General features: G+C 72.7%; 1 protein-coding gene (only partly in view). It reads left to right on the top strand.

Annotation, left to right across the window (positions count from 1 at the left end):
• On the top strand, window positions 1-19778 hold the 5' portion of the coding sequence (locus ABD932_RS18350; RefSeq protein ID WP_345013963.1) for a type I polyketide synthase. The gene runs 8161 nt beyond the window's last position; only the first 19778 of its 27939 coding nucleotides appear in the window; the start codon lies at window positions 1-3; its stop codon lies off the right edge, out of view.

Raw genomic sequence — 19778 nt, forward strand, 5'->3', positions numbered from 1 at the left:
GTGCAGGAAGAGCAGCAGGACAAGGTTGCCGACTACCTGAGGCGAGTCACCGTCGAGCTGCGCCGGGCTCGCGAACGCGTCCTCGAACTGGAACGCGACCGCACCGAGCCCATCGCGATCGTCGGCATGGCATGCCGCTTCCCCGGCGGTGTCAGCACCCCCGAGGACCTGTGGCGCGTGGTGGCCGAGGAACGCGACGTCCTCTCCCCGTTCCCCACCGACCGCGGCTGGGACTTGGAGACGTTGCGCTCCGGCGCCTCCCTCGCCACCGAGGGCGGCTTCCTCGACACGGCGGCCGACTTCGACGCCGACTTCTTCGGCATCTCCCCGCGTGAGGCGCTGGGCATGGACCCGCAGCAGCGCCTCATGCTGGAGGTGGCCTGGGAGGCACTGGAGCGGGCCGGCCTCGACCCGGCCGCGCTGCGCGGCAGCCAGACCGGCGTGTTCGTCGGCACCAACGGCCAGGACTACGCCGACCTGGTGTCCGTGGACGGCGACGGGCACGCCTCCACCGGCCTCATCGCATCCGTCCTGTCCGGCCGCATGTCCTACACCTTCGGCTTCCAGGGCCCCGCCGTCAGCGTCGACACCGCCTGCTCGTCGTCCTCGGTCGCCCTGCACCTCGCCGCCCAGGCGCTGCGCGGCGGCGAATGCTCCCTCGCCCTGGCCGGCGGTGTCACGGTCATGGCCACGCCGCACGCCTTCGTCGAGTTCACCCTGCAGCGCGGACTCGCCGCCGACGGCCGCTGCAAGGCCTTCTCCGACGCCGCCGACGGCACCGGCTGGTCCGAGGGCGCCGGCGTCCTCGTACTGGAACGCCTCTCGGACGCGGTGCGCAACGGGCACCGGGTGCTGGCGGTGGTGCGGGGTTCGGCGGTCAACCAGGACGGCGCGTCCAACGGCCTTACGGCGCCCAACGGCCCGTCGCAGGAGCGGGTGATCCGGCAGGCGCTCGCCTCGGCCGGCCTGTCCGCCGCCGAGGTGGACGCGGTCGAGGCACACGGCACCGGCACCGCTCTGGGCGACCCGATCGAGGCCCACGCCCTCATGGCCACCTACGGCCAGGACCGCGACGCCGACCGCCCGCTGCTGATCGGCTCGGTCAAGTCCAACATCGGCCACACCCAGGCCGCCGCCGGCGTCGCGAGCGTGATCAAGGTCGTGTACGCCATGCAGCACGGGTTGCTGCCGAGGACGCTGCACGTGGACGCGCCGTCGTCGCACGTCGACTGGTCGGCGGGTGCGGTGGAACTGCTGACGTCCGCCACGGCCTGGCCGGAGTTGGGGCGCCCGCGTCGGGCCGGAATCTCGTCGTTCGGTGTCAGTGGGACGAACGCGCACGTGATCCTGGAGGCGGCGCCTGCGGAGGAAGCGCCCGAGCGCGGGGCAGGTCCTGTGCACGGGGTGCCGTGGGTTGTCTCGGCCAAGTCCGAGGGGGCGTTGGGCGAGCAGGTCGAGGCGGTGCGGGGTGCCGAGGGCGACGCCGTCGACATCGGGTTCTCCTTGCTGACCACGCGGTCGTTGTTCGAGCACCGGGCTGTGGTGCTCGATGGTGAGGAGATCGCCAGAGGTGTGGTGGGGGAGCGGCAGCTTGCTGTGCTGTTCTCCGGGCAGGGCTCGCAACGGCTGGGCATGGGCCGGGGGTTGTACGAGCGGTTCCCGGTGTTCGCGTGGGCGCTGGATGACGTGCTGGCTCATCTGGACCCGGCGCTGCGCGGGGTGATGTGGGGCGAGGACGAGGAGCTGCTGAACCGGACCGGTTACACGCAGCCGGCGTTGTTCGCTTTCGAGGTGGCGCTGTACCGGCTGGCGGAGTCCTTCGGTGTGAAGGCCGCTCATGTGGCCGGTCATTCGATCGGTGAGATCGCGGCGGCGCATGTGGCCGGTGTCCTCAGCCTGGAGGACGCGGCGAAGCTCGTGTCCGCGCGGGCGTCGCTGATGCAGGCGTTGCCGCCCGGTGGCGCGATGGTGGCCATCGAGGCCACCGAAGAGGAAGTCGCCCCGCAGCTCACCGAGTTGGTGTCGATAGCCGCCGTCAATGGCCCGTCTTCCGTGGTGATCGCGGGCGATGAGGCCGAGGTCGAGCGCATAGCCGAAGGCTTTGCTGATCGCCGGACCAAGCGGCTGAAGGTCTCCCATGCCTTCCACTCGCCGTTGATGGAGCCGATGCTGGACGACTTCCGCACGGTCGTCGGCCAACTCGCCTTCCACGCCCCGGCGATCCCGTTCACCGCCAGTGGGGATGTGACCGATCCTGAGTACTGGGTGCGGCATGTCCGCGAGACGGTCCGTTTCCACGACCACGTCACCGCGTTGGGCGCGAAGGCGTTCCTGGAGATCGGTCCCGACGGCGTACTCTCCGCGCTCGTCGCGGACGCCGTGCCCGCCCAGCGCAAGAACCTGGACGAGGCGACCGCCTTCGTCACCGCTCTGGCCCGGCTGCATGTCACCGGCGTGCCGGTCGACTGGACGCCGTTCTACGAGGGCGGCCGCCGCGTAGACCTCCCCACCTACCCCTTCCAACGTCGGCGCTACTGGCCCTCTGCCTCCGGCCGCGCGGTCGACGCCTCCGGACTGGGCCTGACCGCCGTCGAACACCCGCTGCTCGGCGCGGCGGTCGAGGTCGCGGGCGGTGACGGTGCCCTGTTCACCTCGCGGCTGTCGGTGAGCACGCACCCGTGGCTCGCGGACCATGTCGTGGCGGGCCGGGTGCTGTTCCCCGGCACCGCCTTCGTCGAGCTGGCGCTGCGGGCCGGCGACGAGGTGGGCCTGGACCGGCTGGACGAGCTGACCCTGTCGGTGCCGCTGGTGCTGCCGGAGCGCGGGTCGATCCAGGTACAGGTCGCCGTCGGGGCGCCGGACGGCACCGGGCGCCGCCCGGTCACGGTGTACTCGCGGCTCGACGCCGACACCCCCTGGCTGGAGCACGCCACCGGGTTCCTCGCGGCGGGCACCGTCCACGACGACTTCGACGCGACCGCGTGGCCGCCGCCCGGGGCCGAAGCGGTCCCCGTGGACGGGTTCTACGAGAGCTTCGCCGACGCCGGTTTCACCTACGGCCCCGCCTTCAAGGGTGTACGAGCGGCATGGCGGCTCGGCGAGAGCGTGTACGCGGAGGTTGCGCTGCCGGAAGGCACCGGCCCCGGTACGGACGCCGACGCGGCGGCATACGGACTGCACCCGGCGCTGCTGGACTCGGCGCTGCACGCCGCCGAGTTGAGCGCGGCCGGCGGCGGTCTGCCCTTCGCGTGGCAGGGCGTGTCCCTGCACGCCACCGGCGCGACCGCGCTGCGGGTACGGATCCGGACCCGCGACGAGTCGGTCTCCGTGGCCCTCGCCGACGGCACCGGAGCCCCGGTCGCCTCGGTCGACTCCCTGGTCACCCGCCCGCTGCCCAGCGGCGACCTCGGCACCTCGATCGCGCGCGAGGCGCTGTTCCACGTCGACTGGACGCCGGTCGAGCTGCCCGCCGAGGGCGCCGCCGACGTCGTACTCGAACACCTCGCGGCGCCGTCGGACGACGTCGTCGACTCGGCGCACGAGATCACCAAGCGGGTCCTGGCGAAGATCCAGGAGTGGCTTGCCGACGAGCGCCCCGAGCGTCTGGTGTTCGTCACCCGTGCCGGTGACCTGGCCGCGTCCACCGCGTGGGGTCTGGTGCGGTCGGCGCAGACCGAGCACCCCGGCCGGTTCGGCATCATCGACTCCGACTCCGACTCCGGCACCGAGTCGGATTCGGTTGAACTCGTCGCCCGGGCCATGAGCCTCGATGAGCCTCAACTACGCATCCGCGGTGGCGAGGTGGCCGCTCCGCGCCTCACTCGCCTCCTCCGGGCCGACACCCCGGCGGGCGTCCCGGCGGGCACCCGACCCGAGTGGGACGGCCAGGTGCTGATCACCGGCGGCACAGGCGGGCTCGGCATGCTCGTCGCCCGCCACCTCGTCACCGCGCACGGCGTGCGTGACCTGCTGCTGGTCAGCCGCCGGGGGGAGGCGGACACCGCCGAGCTGGAGGCGCTGGGCGCGCGGGTCGTCGTCGAGGCGTGCGACGTCGCCGACCGGGACGCCGTCGCCGCGCTGCTGGCACGGCACGAGGTGCGGGCCGTCGTGCACACGGCGGGCGTGCTGGACGACGGTGTCGTGGAGTCGCTGACCGGCGAACGTGTCGACACGGTGCTCGCGCCCAAGGTGGACGCGGCCTGGCACCTGCACGAACTCACCGCCGACCTGTCCGCCTTCGTCGTCTTCTCCTCCGTCGCCGGCACCCTCGGCACCCCAGGACAGGGCAACTACGCGGCCGCCAACACCTTCCTGGACGCCCTCGCCGAACATCGCAGGGCCGCCGGGCTGCCCGCGACCTCGCTGGCGTGGGGCCCGTGGCTGGCCGGCATGCTGTCCGGCGCCGACGCCGACCGCATGGCCCGTACCGGCATCCCCGGCATCACCGCGGAGCAGGGCGTCGAACTGTTCGACGCCGCCCTGACGGCCGGTGCGACGGCCGGTACGGCGGCCGTGGTGCCGGTGCGCCTCGATCTGCCGGTGCTGCGCGGACGCGGCGAGGTCGCGCCGATCCTGCGCGGCCTGATCCGGGTCCGCGCCCGACGCGCGGTCGCCGGTTCGGACACCGCCGCGTCCCTCGCGCAGCGGCTGGCCGCACTGCCCGCCGAGGGACGGCGCGAGGCCGCGCTGGACCTGGTGCGCGGCCAGGTCGCGGCAGTGCTCGGCCATGTCGGCACCGACGAGATCGACCCCGGCCGGGCCTTCCAGAGCCTCGGCTTCGACTCGCTGACCGCTGTCGAACTGCGCAACCAGCTCACCACCGCGACCGGCCTGCGCCTGTCCAGCACCCTGATCTTCGACTACCCGAACGCCGGCGCGCTGGCGGACCACCTCCTGGACGAACTGTTCGGCACCGACGCGCCGACGCCGGACCTGCCCGCCGTGGCCACCGCGTCCACGGCGGCCCTGTCCCACGACCCGATCGTCATCGTCGGCATGGCCTGCCGCTACCCCGGCGGCGTCGCCTCCCCCGAGGACCTGTGGCGCCTCGTCTCCGACGGCGTCGACGCGGTCAGCGGCTTCCCGACCAACCGCGGCTGGGACGTGGACGCGCTCTACCACCCCGACCCCGACCACACCGGCACCTCGTACACACGGTCCGGTGGCTTCCTGCACGACGCGGGCGAGTTCGACCCGGCGTTCTTCGGGATGTCCCCGCGCGAGGCACTCTCGACCGACTCGCAGCAGCGCCTGCTCCTTGAAACCTCCTGGGAGGCACTGGAGCGCACGGGCATCGACCCGCTGACCCTGCACGGCAGCCGCACCGGCGTGTTCGCGGGCGTCATGTACACCGACTACTCGGTGCTGATCAGCGGCTCGGAGTTCGAGGGCTACCAGAGCATGGGCAGCGCGGGCACCTTCGCCTCCGGCCGCGTGTCCTACACCTTCGGCTTCGAGGGCCCGGCCGTCACCGTCGACACCGCCTGCTCGTCCTCCCTGGTGGCACTGCACCTGGCCGCGCAGGCGCTGCGGAGCGGCGAGTGCACGCTGGCGCTCGCCGGCGGCGTGACGGTGATGTCGACGCCGTCGACCTTCATCGAGTTCTCCCGCCAGCGCGGCCTTTCCGCCGACGGCCGCTGCAAGTCCTTCGCCGACTCGGCCGACGGTGTGGGCTGGGCCGAGGGCGCCGGCATCGTCGTACTGGAACGGCAGTCGGACGCCATCCGCAACGGTCACCGGATCCTGGCCGTCGTCAAGGGCTCGGCGGTCAACCAGGACGGTGCGTCCAACGGGCTCACGGCGCCGAACGGTCCGTCCCAGCAGCGCGTCATCCGGCAGGCTCTCGCGAGCGCCGGTCTGTCCACCGCGGACGTCGACGCCGTCGAGGCCCACGGCACCGGCACCACGCTGGGCGACCCGATCGAGGCGCAGGCGCTGCTCGCCACGCTCGGTCAGGACCGCGATGCGGACCGGCCGCTGCTGCTGGGCTCCGTGAAGTCCAACATCGGGCACACCCAGGCCGCCGCCGGTGTCGCCGGTGTCATCAAGATGGTCATGGCCATGCGCCACGGGTTGTTGCCGAGGACGCTGCACGTGGACGCGCCGTCGTCGCACGTCGACTGGTCGGCGGGTGCGGTGGAGCTGCTGACCTCCGACACGCCATGGCCTGAGGTGGATCGGGTACGTCGGGCCGGTATCTCGTCGTTCGGTGTCAGTGGGACGAACGCGCACGTGATCCTGGAGCAGGCGCCCGCGGCGGACGTCCCCGAGCCAGCGGTCGGCCCTGTGCGCGGGGTGCCGTGGATCGTCTCGGCCAAGTCGGACGAGGCGTTGAGCGAGCAGGTCGGGGCGCTGCACGGCGTTGAGGGCGACGCCGCCGACATCGGGTTCTCCTTGCTGACCACGCGGTCGCTCTTCGAGCACCGGGCGGTGGTGCTGGACGGCGAGGAGATCGCCAGGGGTGTGGCGGGCGGCGGGAAGCCCGTGGCCGTGCTGTTCTCGGGGCAGGGGTCTCAACGGCTCGGTATGGGCCGGGAGTTGTATGAGCGGTTCCCGGTGTTCGCCCGTGCTCTGGATGAGGTACTCGCGCATCTCGACCCGGCGCTGCGGGGGGTGATGTGGGGCGAGGACGAGGAGGCGTTGAACCAGACCGGTCATACGCAGCCTGCCCTGTTCGCCTTCGAGGTCGCGCTGTACCGGCTGGCGGAGTCGTTCGGTGTGAAGGCCGCTCATGTGGCCGGTCACTCGATCGGTGAGATTGCTGCCGCGCATGTGGCCGGTGTCCTGAGCCTGGAGGACGCGGCGAAGCTCGTGTCCGCGCGGGCGTCGCTGATGCAGGCGTTGCCGTCGGGCGGGGCGATGGTGGCGATCGAGGCGACCGAAGAGGAAGTCGCCGCGCAGCTCACCGAGTTGGTGTCGATAGCCGCCGTCAATGGCCCGTCTTCCGTGGTGATCGCGGGCGATGAGGCCGAGGTCGAGCGCATAGCCGAAGGCTTTGCTGATCGCCGGACCAAGCGGCTGAAGGTCTCCCATGCCTTCCACTCGCCGTTGATGGAGCCGATGCTGGACGTCTTCCGCACGGTCGTCGGCCAACTCGCCTTCCACGCCCCGGCGATCCCGTTCACCGCCAGTGGGGATGTGACGGACCCGGAGTACTGGGTGCGGCATGTCCGTGAGACGGTCCGTTTCCACGACCACGTCACCGCGTTGGGCGCGAAGGCGTTCCTGGAGATCGGTCCCGACGGCGTACTCTCCGCGCTCGTCGCGGACGCCGTGCCCGCCCAGCGCAAGAACCTGGACGAGGCGACCGCCTTCGTCACCGCTCTGGCCCGGCTGCATGTCACCGGCGTGCCGGTCGACTGGACGCCGTTCTACGAGGGCGGCCGCCGTGTAGACCTCCCCACCTACCCCTTCCAGCGCCAGTACTTCTGGCCCGAGCCCACGCCCAGGACGGACGTCGCCGCCGCCGGTCTCGGATTCGTCGAACACCCCCTGCTCGGCGCTGCCGTGGAGCTCGCCGGATCAGCCGGGCATCTCTTCACGTCGCGGCTCTCGCTGCGTACGCACCCCTGGCTCGCCGACCATGCCGTGCGCGGCGAGGTGTTCGTGCCGGGTGCCGCCCTGGTGGAGCTGGCGCTGCGCGCGGGTGACGAGGTCGGCTGCGACCGGGTCGAGGAACTGACGCTCGCCGCACCGCTGGTGCTGCCCGCGCGCGGGTCCGTGCAGGCGCAGGCTTGGGTCGGTGCGGAGGTGGACGGCCGCCGTTCGTTCACCGTGCACGCGCGGCCCGAGGACGACGTCGACGGGCCCTGGACGCCGCACGCGACGGGCACGCTGGCTGTCGGGACGGGCGGCAGCGACTTCGACGCGACGGTGTGGCCGCCGGCCGCCGAGCCCGTCGAGGTCGACGGCGCGTACGAGCGGTTCGCGGACCTCGGCTTCGAGTACGGCCCGCTGTTCCAGGGCCTGCGTGCCGTGTGGCGCGCGGGCGACACCGTGTACGCCGAGGTCGCGCTGCCGGAGGGTGCCGATGTGCGGGGCTTCGGCCTGCACCCGGCGCTGCTCGACGCCGCCCTGCACGCGGCGCTGCTCGTCGACGGCGGCGCCCGGCTGCCGTTCTCGTGGGAGGGCGTGTCGCTGCACGCCACCGGCGCCTCGTCGGTACGGGTGCGACTGACCCGGGGCGCCGACGGGTACGCCATCGCGCTGGCCGACACCACCGGCGCGCCGGTCGCGAGCGTCGACGCCCTCGTCGTACGGGAGGACACGGCGGCGGCGCGGGCCGCGGGTCCGGAGCGGGACGCGCTGTTCCGCGTCGACTGGGTTCCCGTCGATGTGCCCGTCGAGCCCCCGACCGGGGTCGTCATCGAGCCCGTCGTCGCCGTCGCCGAGGAAGGCGTCGTCGAGTCGGTGCGTCGGCTGACCGCGCGGGCGCTTGAAGCGATGCAGCAGTGGATCGCCGAGGAGCGGCCCGAGAAGCTCGCCTTCGTCACCGGTGCCGGGTGCCTCGCCGGGGCGGCCGTGCGCGGCCTGGTGCGGTCGGCACAGACCGAGCACCCGGGCCGGTTCGGCATCATCGACACCGACAGCAGCACCGTTGAATCCGACACCGGCTCCGACGAACTCGTCGCCCGGGCCCTCGGCATCGACGAACCCGAACTGTCCATCCGTGACGGCGTGGTGCGCGCCGCCCGGCTCGCCCGGGCCACAGCGGGGGAGCGGGAGGTCACCTGGGAAGGGCCGGTGCTCATCACCGGCGGCACCGGCGGCCTCGGCGGGATCGTCGCCCGGCACCTCGTCGACGATCACGGCATCCGCGACCTGGTCCTGGTCAACCGCAGCGGCAGCCGGCCGGAGTGGGTGGACGGGCTGGACGCCGACGTCACGGTGGTGGCGTGCGACGTCGCCGACCGTGAGGCGCTCGCCGGGCTGCTGGCGGAGCACCCGGTCCGCTCCGTCGTGCACGCGGCCGGCACCCTCGACGACGGGGTCGTCGAGTCGCTGACCCCCGACCGCCTCGACACGGTGTTCGCGCCGAAGGCCGACGCCGCCTGGCACCTGCACGAACTCACCGAGGACCTCTCGGCGTTCGTGGTCTTCTCCTCGGTGGCGGGCACCATCGGCAGCGCAGGCCAGGGCAACTACGCCGCCGCGAACGCGTTCCTCGACGCCCTCGCCGAGCACCGCCGGGCGGCCGGCCTGCCCGCGCTGTCGCTGGCGTGGGGCGCCTGGGAAGGCGGCATGGCGGGTGCGCTGCCCGAGGCGGACGTCGAGCGCATGCGCCGCGCCGGGCTGCCGCCGATCACCGTCGAGCAGGGCGTCGCGCTGTTCGACGCGGCACTGGCGAGCGACGAGGCCGTTCTGGTCCCGGCGCTCTTGGACCTGTCGGTGCTGCGGGCCCGGGGCGAGGTACGGCCGCTGCTGCGCGGTCTGATCCGTACCCGCGCCAAGCGTTCGGTCGCCGGGTCCGAGACCGCCGTGTCGCTGGTGGCGCGGCTGTCGGCGCGGGCGGACGCCGAGCGTCTCGAAGCGCTGCTGGAGCTGGTGCGCGGCGAGATCGCCGGGGTGCTCGGGCACGCCGGAGCGCACGCCGTCGACGCCGAGCAGCAGTTCGCCGACCTCGGCTTCGACTCGCTCACCGCGGTCGAGCTGCGCAACCGTCTCGGCACGGCCACCGGGCTGCGGCTGCCGGCCACGCTGATCTTCGACTACCCGACCGCCGCCGCCCTCGCCTTTCACATCGAGGGCGAGCTGTTCGGCACCGACGCACCGGCCGCGCTCGTTCCGGTCGCCACGGCGACCCCGGCCGACGACGACCCGATCGTGATCGTCGGCATGGCGTGCCGCTACCCCGGTGACGTCACCACCCCCGACGAACTGTGGCAGCTGGTGCTGGGCGGCACCGACGCGATCAGCGGCTTCCCGGCGAACCGCGGCTGGGACCTGGACGCCCTCTACCACCCCGACCCCGACCACCTGGGCACCTCGTACACCCGCTCCGGCGGCTTCCTGCACGACGCGGCGCTCTTCGACCCCGAGTTCTTCGGCATGTCGCCCCGCGAGGCGCTGGCCACGGACACCCAGCAGCGGCTGCTGATGGAGACGGCGTGGGAGGCGCTGGAGCGGTCCGGCATCGACCCGGTCGCGCTGAAGGGCAGCCGGACCGGTGTCTTCACCGGCCTGATGTACAACGACTACCAGTCCCTCCTCGGCGGCGGTGACCTCGAAGGCCACCAGGGCCAGGGCAGCGCGGGCAGCGTGGCCTCGGGCCGCATGTCGTACGTGTTCGGCTTCGAGGGGCCGGCGGTCACCATCGACACCGCCTGCTCGTCGTCGCTGGTCGCGATGCACTGGGCGATCCAGTCGCTGCGCAGCGGCGAGTGCGATCTCGCGCTCGCGGGCGGTGCGACGGTGATGTCGACGCCGTCGACGTTCATCGAGTTCTCCCGCCAGCGCGGCATCTCCGCGGACGGCCGCTCCAAGGCGTTCTCCGACTCCGCCGACGGCGTGGGCTGGGCCGAGGGTGTCGGCCAGCTCGTCCTGGAGCGGCAGTCCGACGCCCTCCGCAACGGGCACCGCATCCTCGCCGTCGTCCGCGGCTCCGCCGTCAACCAGGACGGTGCGTCGAATGGTCTGACGGCACCGAACGGGCCCTCGCAGCAGCGCGTCATCCGCCAGGCCCTCGCCTCCGCCGGCCTCACGACGGCGGACGTGGACGCCGTGGAGGCACACGGCACCGGCACCCCGCTGGGCGACCCGATCGAGGCGCAGGCCCTGCTCGCGACCTACGGCCAGGACCGCGACGTACCGCTCTACCTGGGCTCCGTGAAGTCCAACATCGGGCACTCCCAGGCCGCCGCCGGTGTCGCCGGCGTCATCAAGATGGTGCTCGCCATGCGGCACGGTGTGCTGCCGCGCACCCTGCACATCACCGAACCCTCCTCGCACATCGACTGGGAGGAGGGCTCCGTCGAACTGCTCACCGAGCAGACCGCGTGGCCGGCGGCCGACCGCCCCCGCCGCGCCGGTGTCTCGTCGTTCGGTGTCAGCGGCACCAACGCGCACGTCATCCTGGAGCAAGGCCCCACCGTCACCGAAACCCCGGCCCCGCGCCCCACGGACGGGAACGTCCCCAGGCTGGTGTCCGCCAAGTCCGAGGCCGCGCTGCGCGAACAGCTCGAACGGATCAGGGACCTGGACGGCGACCCGCTGGACATCGCCCACTCCCTCAACGACAGGACGACATTCGAGCACCGCGCCGTCGTCCTCGGCGACGGCCCGGACGACACCGTCACCGGCCGGGCCGACATCAGCGGCCGCACCGTGTTCGTGTTCCCCGGGCAGGGCTCCCAGTGGATCGGCATGGGCCGTGAACTCCTCGGCTCCCACGAGGCGTTCACCCGCCGCCTCACCGAGTGCGCCGAGGCGCTGCGGCCGTACGTGGACTGGTCACTGCTCGACGTCCTGCGCGACGAGCAGTCCCTGGAACGGGTCGACGTCGTCCAGCCCGTGCTGTGGGCGGTGATGGTGTCCCTCGCGGAGGTGTGGCGCTCGTACGGCGTCGAGCCCGACGCCGTCGTCGGCCACTCCCAGGGCGAGATAGCCGCCGCGGCCGTCGCCGGAGCCCTGAGCCTCGACGACGCCGCGCGCATCGTGGCCCTGCGCAGCCAGGCCGTCGACGAGGCGCTGTCCCGGCGCGGCGGCATGCTGTCCGTGTCGCTGCCCGCCGACCGGATCCGGCCGCGCATCGAGAAGTACGGCGACCGGATCGCCGTGGCCGCCGTCAACGGCCCTGGTTCCACCGTCGTCGCCGGCGAGGTCGCCGCGCTGGAGGAGATCGTTGCCGACTGCCAGGCCGAGGACATCCGCGCCCGCATGATCGCCGTGGACTACGCCTCGCACACCCCGCAGGTGGAGGAGATCCGCGAACGCGTCCTGGCCGACCTCGCCCCGATCACGCCCCGCACCGGTGACGTGCCGTTCTACTCGACCGTCACCGGCACCCGGATCGACACCGCGGGACTCGACGCCGAGTACTGGTTCACCAACCTGCGCCACACCGTGGAGTTCGAGCGGGCGACCCGCGCCCTGCTCGCCGACGGCCACCGCTTCTTCGTGGAACCGAGCGCCCACCCCGTCCTCACCGTCGGCATCGAGCAGACCCTGGAGGCCGAGGGCGTCGACGCCGTCGCCCTGGGCACCCTGCGGCGCGGCGAGGGCGGCCGGCGACAACTCCTCACCGCCCTGGCGCAGGCGCATGTGCGCGGCCTGACCGTCCGCTGGGACGACCTGTTCACCGGCGGCACGACGGTCGACCTGCCCACCTACGCCTTCCAGCGGCAGCGCTACTGGCCGGCCACCGTGACCGGCGCGGGCGACGCGACGGGCCTCGGCCTCACCGCGGTGGCGCACCCGCTGCTCGGCGCGGCCGTCGACCTGGCCGGCGCCCACGGCGTGCTCTTCACCAGCCGCCTGTCCCCGGGCACCCACACCTGGCTCACCGACCACGCCGTCGGCGGGCGGGTGCTGCTGCCCGGCACGGCATTCGTGGAACTCGCGCTCCGCGCGGGCGACGAGGTCGGCTGCGACCGCCTCGACGAACTCACCATCTCGGCGCCCCTCGTCCTCGACCACGCCGTCCAGCTCCAGGTCTCCGTCACCCCACAGGAGACCTCGCAGGAGACCCCGCAGGACAACGGCCGCCACCGCGTCGCGATCCACTCCCGCCCCGACGGCGACACACCGTGGACCGAACACGCCTCCGGCACCCTGAGCGACGGCGCGTACACCAGCGACTTCGACGCCACTGTCTGGCCGCCGACCGGTGCGGAACGCGTCGACGTCGAAGGCTGCTACGACACCTTCACGGACCTCGGCTTCGAGTACGGCCCCGTCTTCCAGGGCCTGCGGGCCGTGTGGCGGCGCGGCGACGAGGTGTTCGCGGAGGTGGCGCTGCCCGAGGGGGTGGAGCCCGGCACCTTCGGCATCCACCCCGCCCTCCTCGACGCCGCCCTGCACGCCGCGCTGCTCACCCGCGACGGCGCCGGACTGCCCTTCGCCTGGGAAGGCGTGTCCCTGCACGCCACCGGCGCCACGACCCTCCGGGTACGCCTCACCCCCCGGGCCGACGGCATGGAGCTCGCCTTCGCCGACACCGAGGGCGGCCCCGTCGCGTCCGTCGAGTCCCTCGTCGTACGCCCCCTCGCGCAGACGCCGCTCGACGACATCCACCGGGACGCGCTGTTCCGCGTCGACTGGACGCAGGTCACGCTGCCCGACGCCACATCCGCCGACATCGCCGACGTCGTGGTCGAACACGCCCTGGGCACCGATGACACCGGCGACCCCGACGACGTGATCGGGTCCACGCACGCCCTCACCACCCGTGTCCTCGGCCTGCTCCAGGAGTGGATCGCCGAGGAACGCCCCGGCAGGCTCGCATTCGTCACCCGCCACGGAGACCTGGCCGGGCAGGCGGTGTGGGGCCTGGTGCGCTCCGCGCAGACCGAGCACCCCGGCCGGTTCCAGCTCATCAGCATCGACAGCGACAGCGACAACGACAGCGACAACGACAACGACAGCGACACCGACCTCGCCGCCGTACCGCCGCAGGCACTCGCCTCCGACGAGCCGCAACTGCGCCTGCGCGACGGCAAGGCGTACGCGCCGCGCCTCGCCCGCGCCGCCGCACAGGACGACATCGCCTGGGAAGGGCCGGTGCTCGTCACCGGCGGCACCGGCGGCCTCGCCGGCGTCATCGCCAGGCACCTCGTCCACCGGCACGGCATCCGCGACCTGGTCCTCGCCAGCCGCAGCGGCCGTACCCCGGAATGGGTCGCCGAGCTCGACGCGCACGTGGACGTCGTCGCCTGCGACGTCGCCGACCGGGACGCACTCGCCGACCTCCTGGCCCGGCACGAGATCCGCTCCGTCGTGCACACCGCGGGCGTGCTCGACGACGGCGTCATCGAATCGCTGACGCCGGAGCAGCTCGCCACCGTGCTCAGGCCCAAGGTGGACGCGGCCTGGCACCTGCACGAACTCACCGCGGACCTCTCGGCGTTCGTCGTCTTCTCCTCCGCCGCCGGACTGCTCGGCGGCGCGGGTCAGGGCAACTACGCGGCGGGCAACGCCTTCCTCGACGCCCTCGCCGCGCACCGTCGCGCCCTCGGACTGCCCGCCGTCTCGCTCGCGTGGGGCACCTGGGACTCCACGGCCGGCCTCACCGGCACCCTCACCGAAGCCGACCGCGAACGCCTCGTGCGCGCCGGAATGCCGCCGCTGTCGGCCGAGCAGGGCACGGCCCTGTTCGATGCTGCCCTCGCCACCGCCGAACCGGTCCTGCTCCCCGCCCGCCTCGACCTCGCGACCCTGCGCGCCCAGGGAGACGTCCCCGCGCTGCTGCGCGGCCTCGTCCGCACCCGGACCCGCCGCACCGCCGCCGGCTCGGCCGCCGCGTCCGGCCTGGTGCAGCGCCTGCGCCCGCTCGGCGACGCCGAACGCATCGACGCGCTGACCGACATCGTCCGCACCCAGGTCGCCGCCGTCCTCGCCCACGCCGACGGCACCACGTTCGACGCCTCACGGGCCTTCCGCGACCTCGGCTTCGACTCGCTGACCGCCGTCGACCTGCGCAACCGCCTCGGCAACGTCACCGGGCTGCGGCTGCCGGCCACACTGGTCTTCGACTACCCGACCACCGCCGTCCTCGCCGAGTTCCTGCGCGACGAGTTGTTCGGCAGCGACCAGACCGCGGCCGTACGCGTGCACACCGCCGTGGACGACGACCCGATCGCCGTCGTCGGCATGGCCTGCCGCTTCCCCGGCGGGGTCACCACCCCGGAGGAGCTGTGGCAGCTCGTCCTGGACGGCACCGACGCCATCTCCGAGTTCCCCGCCGACCGCGGCTGGGACCTGGACGCCCTGTTCGCGGCCGACGCCGAGACCGGCACCTCCGCGACCCGACTCGGCGGATTCCTGCACGACGCGGGCGAGTTCGACCCGGCGTTCTTCGCCATGTCACCCCGTGAGGCCCTCGCCACCGACGCCCAGCAGCGCCTGCTGCTGGAAACGTCCTGGGAGTCCCTGGAGCGAGCCGGCATCGACCCGCTCTCGCTGCGCGGCAGCGCGACCGGTGTGTTCGCCGGCGTGATGTACAACGACTACGCCCAGCTCCTCGGCACCGAGTTCGAGGGCTACCACGGCACCGGCAGCTCCCCCTCCGTCGCCTCGGGCCGCGTCTCGTACGTGCTCGGCCTGGAAGGCCCTGCCGTGTCCATCGACACCGCGTGCTCGTCGTCGCTCGTCGCCACCCACCTCGCCGTGCAGTCACTGCGACAGGGCGAGTGCGACCTCGCCCTCGCCGGCGGCGTCGCGATCATGTCGACGCCGGCCACCTTCATCGAGATCTCCCGCCAACGCGGCGTCTCGGCGGACGGCCGCTCGAAGGCCTTCTCCGACGACGCCGACGGCACCGGGTTCTCCGAGGGTGTGGGCATGGTCGTGCTGGAGCGGCTGTCGGATGCGGTGCGCAACGGGCATCGGGTGCTGGCGGTGGTGCGTGGGTCTGCGGTGAATCAGGACGGTGCGTCGAATGGTCTGACGGCGCCGAATGGTCCTTCGCAGCAGCGGGTGATCCGGCAGGCGCTGGCTTCCGCCGGTCTCTCGACTGCGGATGTGGACGCGGTGGAGGCGCACGGTACGGGGACGTCGCTCGGCGACCCGATCGAGGCGCAAGCCCTGTTGGCCACGTACGGCCAGGACCGTGATGTACCGCTCTACCTGGGCTCCGTGAAGTCCAACATCGGGCACACCCAGTCGGCGGCGGGTGTCGCCGGCATGATCAAGATGATCAAGGCCCTGGAGCACGGGGTGCTGCCGCGGACGCTGCACGTGACCGAGCCGTCGTCGCATGTGGATTGGGCGGCTGGGTCGGTGGAGTTGTTGACGTCGGCGGTGGAGTGGCCTGGTGGGGAGCGTCCGCGTCGGGCGGGTGTGTCGTCGTTCGGGATCAGTGGGACGAACGCGCATCTGATCCTGGAGGCGGCTGTCCCCGAGGAGTCGGCGGAGTCCGGTGCCGTGGGTTCGGGGCTTGGGGTTCCGTGGGTGGTGTCGGCGCGGTCTGAGCGGTCGTTGGATGCGCAGGTTGCGCGGTTGGAGGCGCTTGAGGCCGGCGCGGTGGATGTGGGCTGGTCTTTGCTGGGGCGGTCGGTGTTTGATCACCGGGCGGTGCTGGTGGATGGGCAGTTGGTGCGGGGTGTGGCCGGTGAGGTCGGCCCTGGTCCGGTGTTCGTGTTCCCCGGTCAGGGCTCGCAGTGGGCCGGTATGGCGGTCGAACTACTCGACTCCTCCGAGGTGTTCGCGCACTGGGTGGGGGAGTGCGACCGGGTGATCGGGTCCTTCGTGGACTGGTCGGTCACCGACGTGCTGCGGGGTGATGCGGAGCTGCTGGAGCGCATCGAGATCTTGCAGCCGGTGTTGTTCGCGGTGATGGTGTCGTTGGCGCAGACGTGGCGGTCGTTCGGTGTGGAGCCGGGCGCGGTGGTGGGCCACTCCCAGGGTGAGATCGCGGCCGCTTTCGTGGCGGGTGCGCTGAGCCTTGAGGACGCCGTCCGGATCGTGGTGCTGCGCAGCCAGCTGTTCGCGGACGAACTCGTGGGCCGGGGCGCGGTCGCCTCCGTGGCACTTCCGGTGGAGGAAGTGCGCCAGCTGATCGAGGCCTGGCCGGCACTGTCGGTGGCCGGTATCAATGGCCCGAATGCGTGCACGGTGGCTGGTCCGGAGGCTGAGCTGGTCGAGTTCGTCGACCTGTGCGTGAGCCGGGGCGAGCGGGCGCGGATCGTGCCCTCGACGGTGGCGTCGCACGGCCCGCAGGTGGAGCCGCTGCGGGAACGCCTCCTGGAGATGCTGGCGGAGACGACTCCTCGGACGGCGGGTATCCCGTTCTACTCGGCGGTGACCGGCGAGCGGATCGACACGACGGAACTGGGCCCGGAGTACTGGTACTTGAACGCCCGCAGGCCGATCGAGTTCGCGAAGGTCACCCGGGCGTTGATCGATGACGGATACCGCGTGTTCGTCGAGTCCAGCGCGCATCCGGTGCTGACGATGCCACTGCAGTCCACCGCGGACGATCACGGCGCACTGGACGTCGTGGCGGTCGGTTCCCTGCGCCGGGACCAGGGCGGCCCGGCCAGGTTCGCGCTCTCCCTCGGCGAGGCGTGGGCCGCAGGCATCGAGGTCGACTGGCAGGTGTTCTACGAAGGCACCGGAGCCCGCCGCATCGACCTCCCCACCTACGCCTTCGACCACTCCCGCTACTGGCCCGAGCCCCTGCAGCCCAGCGCGGCCGAGAGCGACCCCGTCGACGCAGAGTTCTGGACACTCGTCGACAACGGCGAGCTGGACACCATCGGCATCACCGACGAAACGCTCGCCGACACGCTGCGGACCTGGCGTGCCCAGCGCAAGGCCCGTTCCACGATCGACGGTTGGCGCTACCGCGACCAGTGGGCGCCCGTCACGGTGTCCGGGACGCCGTCCGGGACATGGCTCGTCGTCACCCCGGCCGGCGTGACCGATGCCGACGTGATCGCGGCCGTCGGCGCGCACGCGGACGTCGTACGGGTCGAGCTCGACGCGGATGCCGACCGGGCCCGACTCGCCGCACAGCTGGTGGACCTCGCGGTCGTGCCGAGCGGAGTGGTGGCCCTGACCGGCCTCATCGGCACGCCGGACCACCCGGCCGGTCTCGCCCTGACTGTCACGCTGCTGCAGGCGCTGGCCGAGGCGGGCATCTCCGCGCCGGTGTGGGCGGTCACCCGGCAGGCGGTGTACGACGAGGTCGCGCACCCGACGCAGACCGCGCTGTGGGGACTCGGCCGGGTGGCCGCGCTCGAACTGCCGTACCGCTGGGGCGGGTTGATCGACCTGCCGGAGGAGATGGACGACCGGTCCGCGACGCGTTTCGTGGCGGTGCTCACCGGCACCGAGGACCAGGTCGCCGTCCGGCAGGGCGGTGTCTTCGCCCGACGCCTGGTGCGGGCCACGGCCCAGCACGGGCCGGAGTTCCGCACCACCGGAACCGCCCTGATCACCGGCGGGACCGGCGCGCTGGGCGGCCATGTCGCCCGCTGGCTGGTCGAGGCCGGCGCCGAGCACGTCGTACTGACCAGCCGCCGCGGTGCCGGTGCGCCCGGTGCGCAGGAGCTGCGGGCCGAACTGGAGGCGCTCGGTGCCCGGGTGACGATCGAGGCCTGCGACGCGGCGGACCGCGCCGCCCTCGAAGCCGTCGTGAACCGTGTCGACGACCTGACCGTCGTCGTGCACGCGGCGGGCGTCGGCACGGGTGACGCACCGGTCGGCGAGCTGTCGTTCGACGCCGTCACCGGCATCCTGGACGCCAAGATGGCGGCAGCCTGGCATCTGCACGAGCTGGCGCCGGACGCCCGGTTCATCCTGTTCTCGTCCGGCGCGGCGAGCTGGGGCAGCGGCGGACAGCCCGCCTACGCGGCCGCCAACGCCTACCTCGACGGACTCGCCCGACTGCGCCGCGCCCAGGGCCGCCACGCCCTGTCCATCGCGTGGGGTGCGTGGGCCGACGCGGGCATGGCCGCCGACCACGGCCTCTACGACGAACTCGCCCGCCGCGGCATCGGGTCGATGGCGCCCGAGCTGGCGATGGCCGTGCTGCGGCAGGCGGTCGCCGACGACCAGACGCAGCTCACCGTCACCGACATCGACTGGGCGACGTTCGCCCCGAGCTTCACCGCCGAGCGGCCGAGCCCCCTGCTCAACGGCATCGCGGAAGTACGGCAGGCCCTCGCCGACAGCCCGGTGGAACGGGACGAGTCGGCCCTCAAGCAGCGGCTCGCCGCGCTGTCCGCCGTGGAGCGCGACCGGGCCCTGCTCGACCTCGTGCGCACCGAGGCCGCCAAGACCCTGGGCTACGCGGAGACCGACACGTTGCCGGCCGGGCGGGCCTTCCGCGAGCTGGGCTTCGACTCGGTGACCGCCGTCGAGATGTGCAACAAGCTCAAGGCCGTCACCGGCCTGCCGCTGCCCACGACCGTGGTGTTCGACCACCCGACCGCGACCGCGCTGGCGGGCTACCTGCGCGAGGAACTCTTCGGCAGGACCGACGCCCCCGCCGAGGTGCGTGCCGCCACGGTTGCCTCCGACGACCCGATCGCGATCGTCGGCATCGGCTGCCGCTACCCCGGTGGCGTCACCCGGCCGGAGGAGCTGTGGCAGCTCGTGTTCGACGGCCGCGACGCCGTCTCCGGCTTCCCCACCGACCGAGGCTGGGACCTGGACAGCCTGGCCAGCGCCACGTTCGAGGGCGGATTCCTCGACGCCGTCGCCGACTTCGATGCCGGCTTCTTCGGGATCTCGCCGCGTGAGGCCGTCGTCATGGACCCGCAGCAGCGCCTGCTCCTGGAGACCTCCTGGGAGGCGCTGGAGCGTGCCGGCATCGACCCGGTCACGCTCAAGGGCAGCCCCACCGGTGTCTTCGTCGGTACGACAGGGCAGGACTACGAGTCGCTCCTGAACCGCTCGGTGGAGGAGACCGGCCCCTACGCCACCACCGCGTTCTCCGCGAGCGTGCTGTCCGGCCGCATCTCCTACCTGCTCGGCCTGGAGGGCCCGGCCGTCACCGTCGACACCGCCTGCTCCTCGTCCCTGGTCGCGATGCACTGGGCGGCGCAGGCGCTGCGCAACGGCGAGTGCGACCTCGCGCTCGCCGGCGGTGTCGCGGTGATGACCACGCCGAACGCCTA

The organism is Streptomyces shaanxiensis (genome assembly GCF_039537145.1).
Taxonomy (GTDB): Bacteria; Actinomycetota; Actinomycetes; order Streptomycetales; family Streptomycetaceae; genus Streptomyces; species Streptomyces shaanxiensis.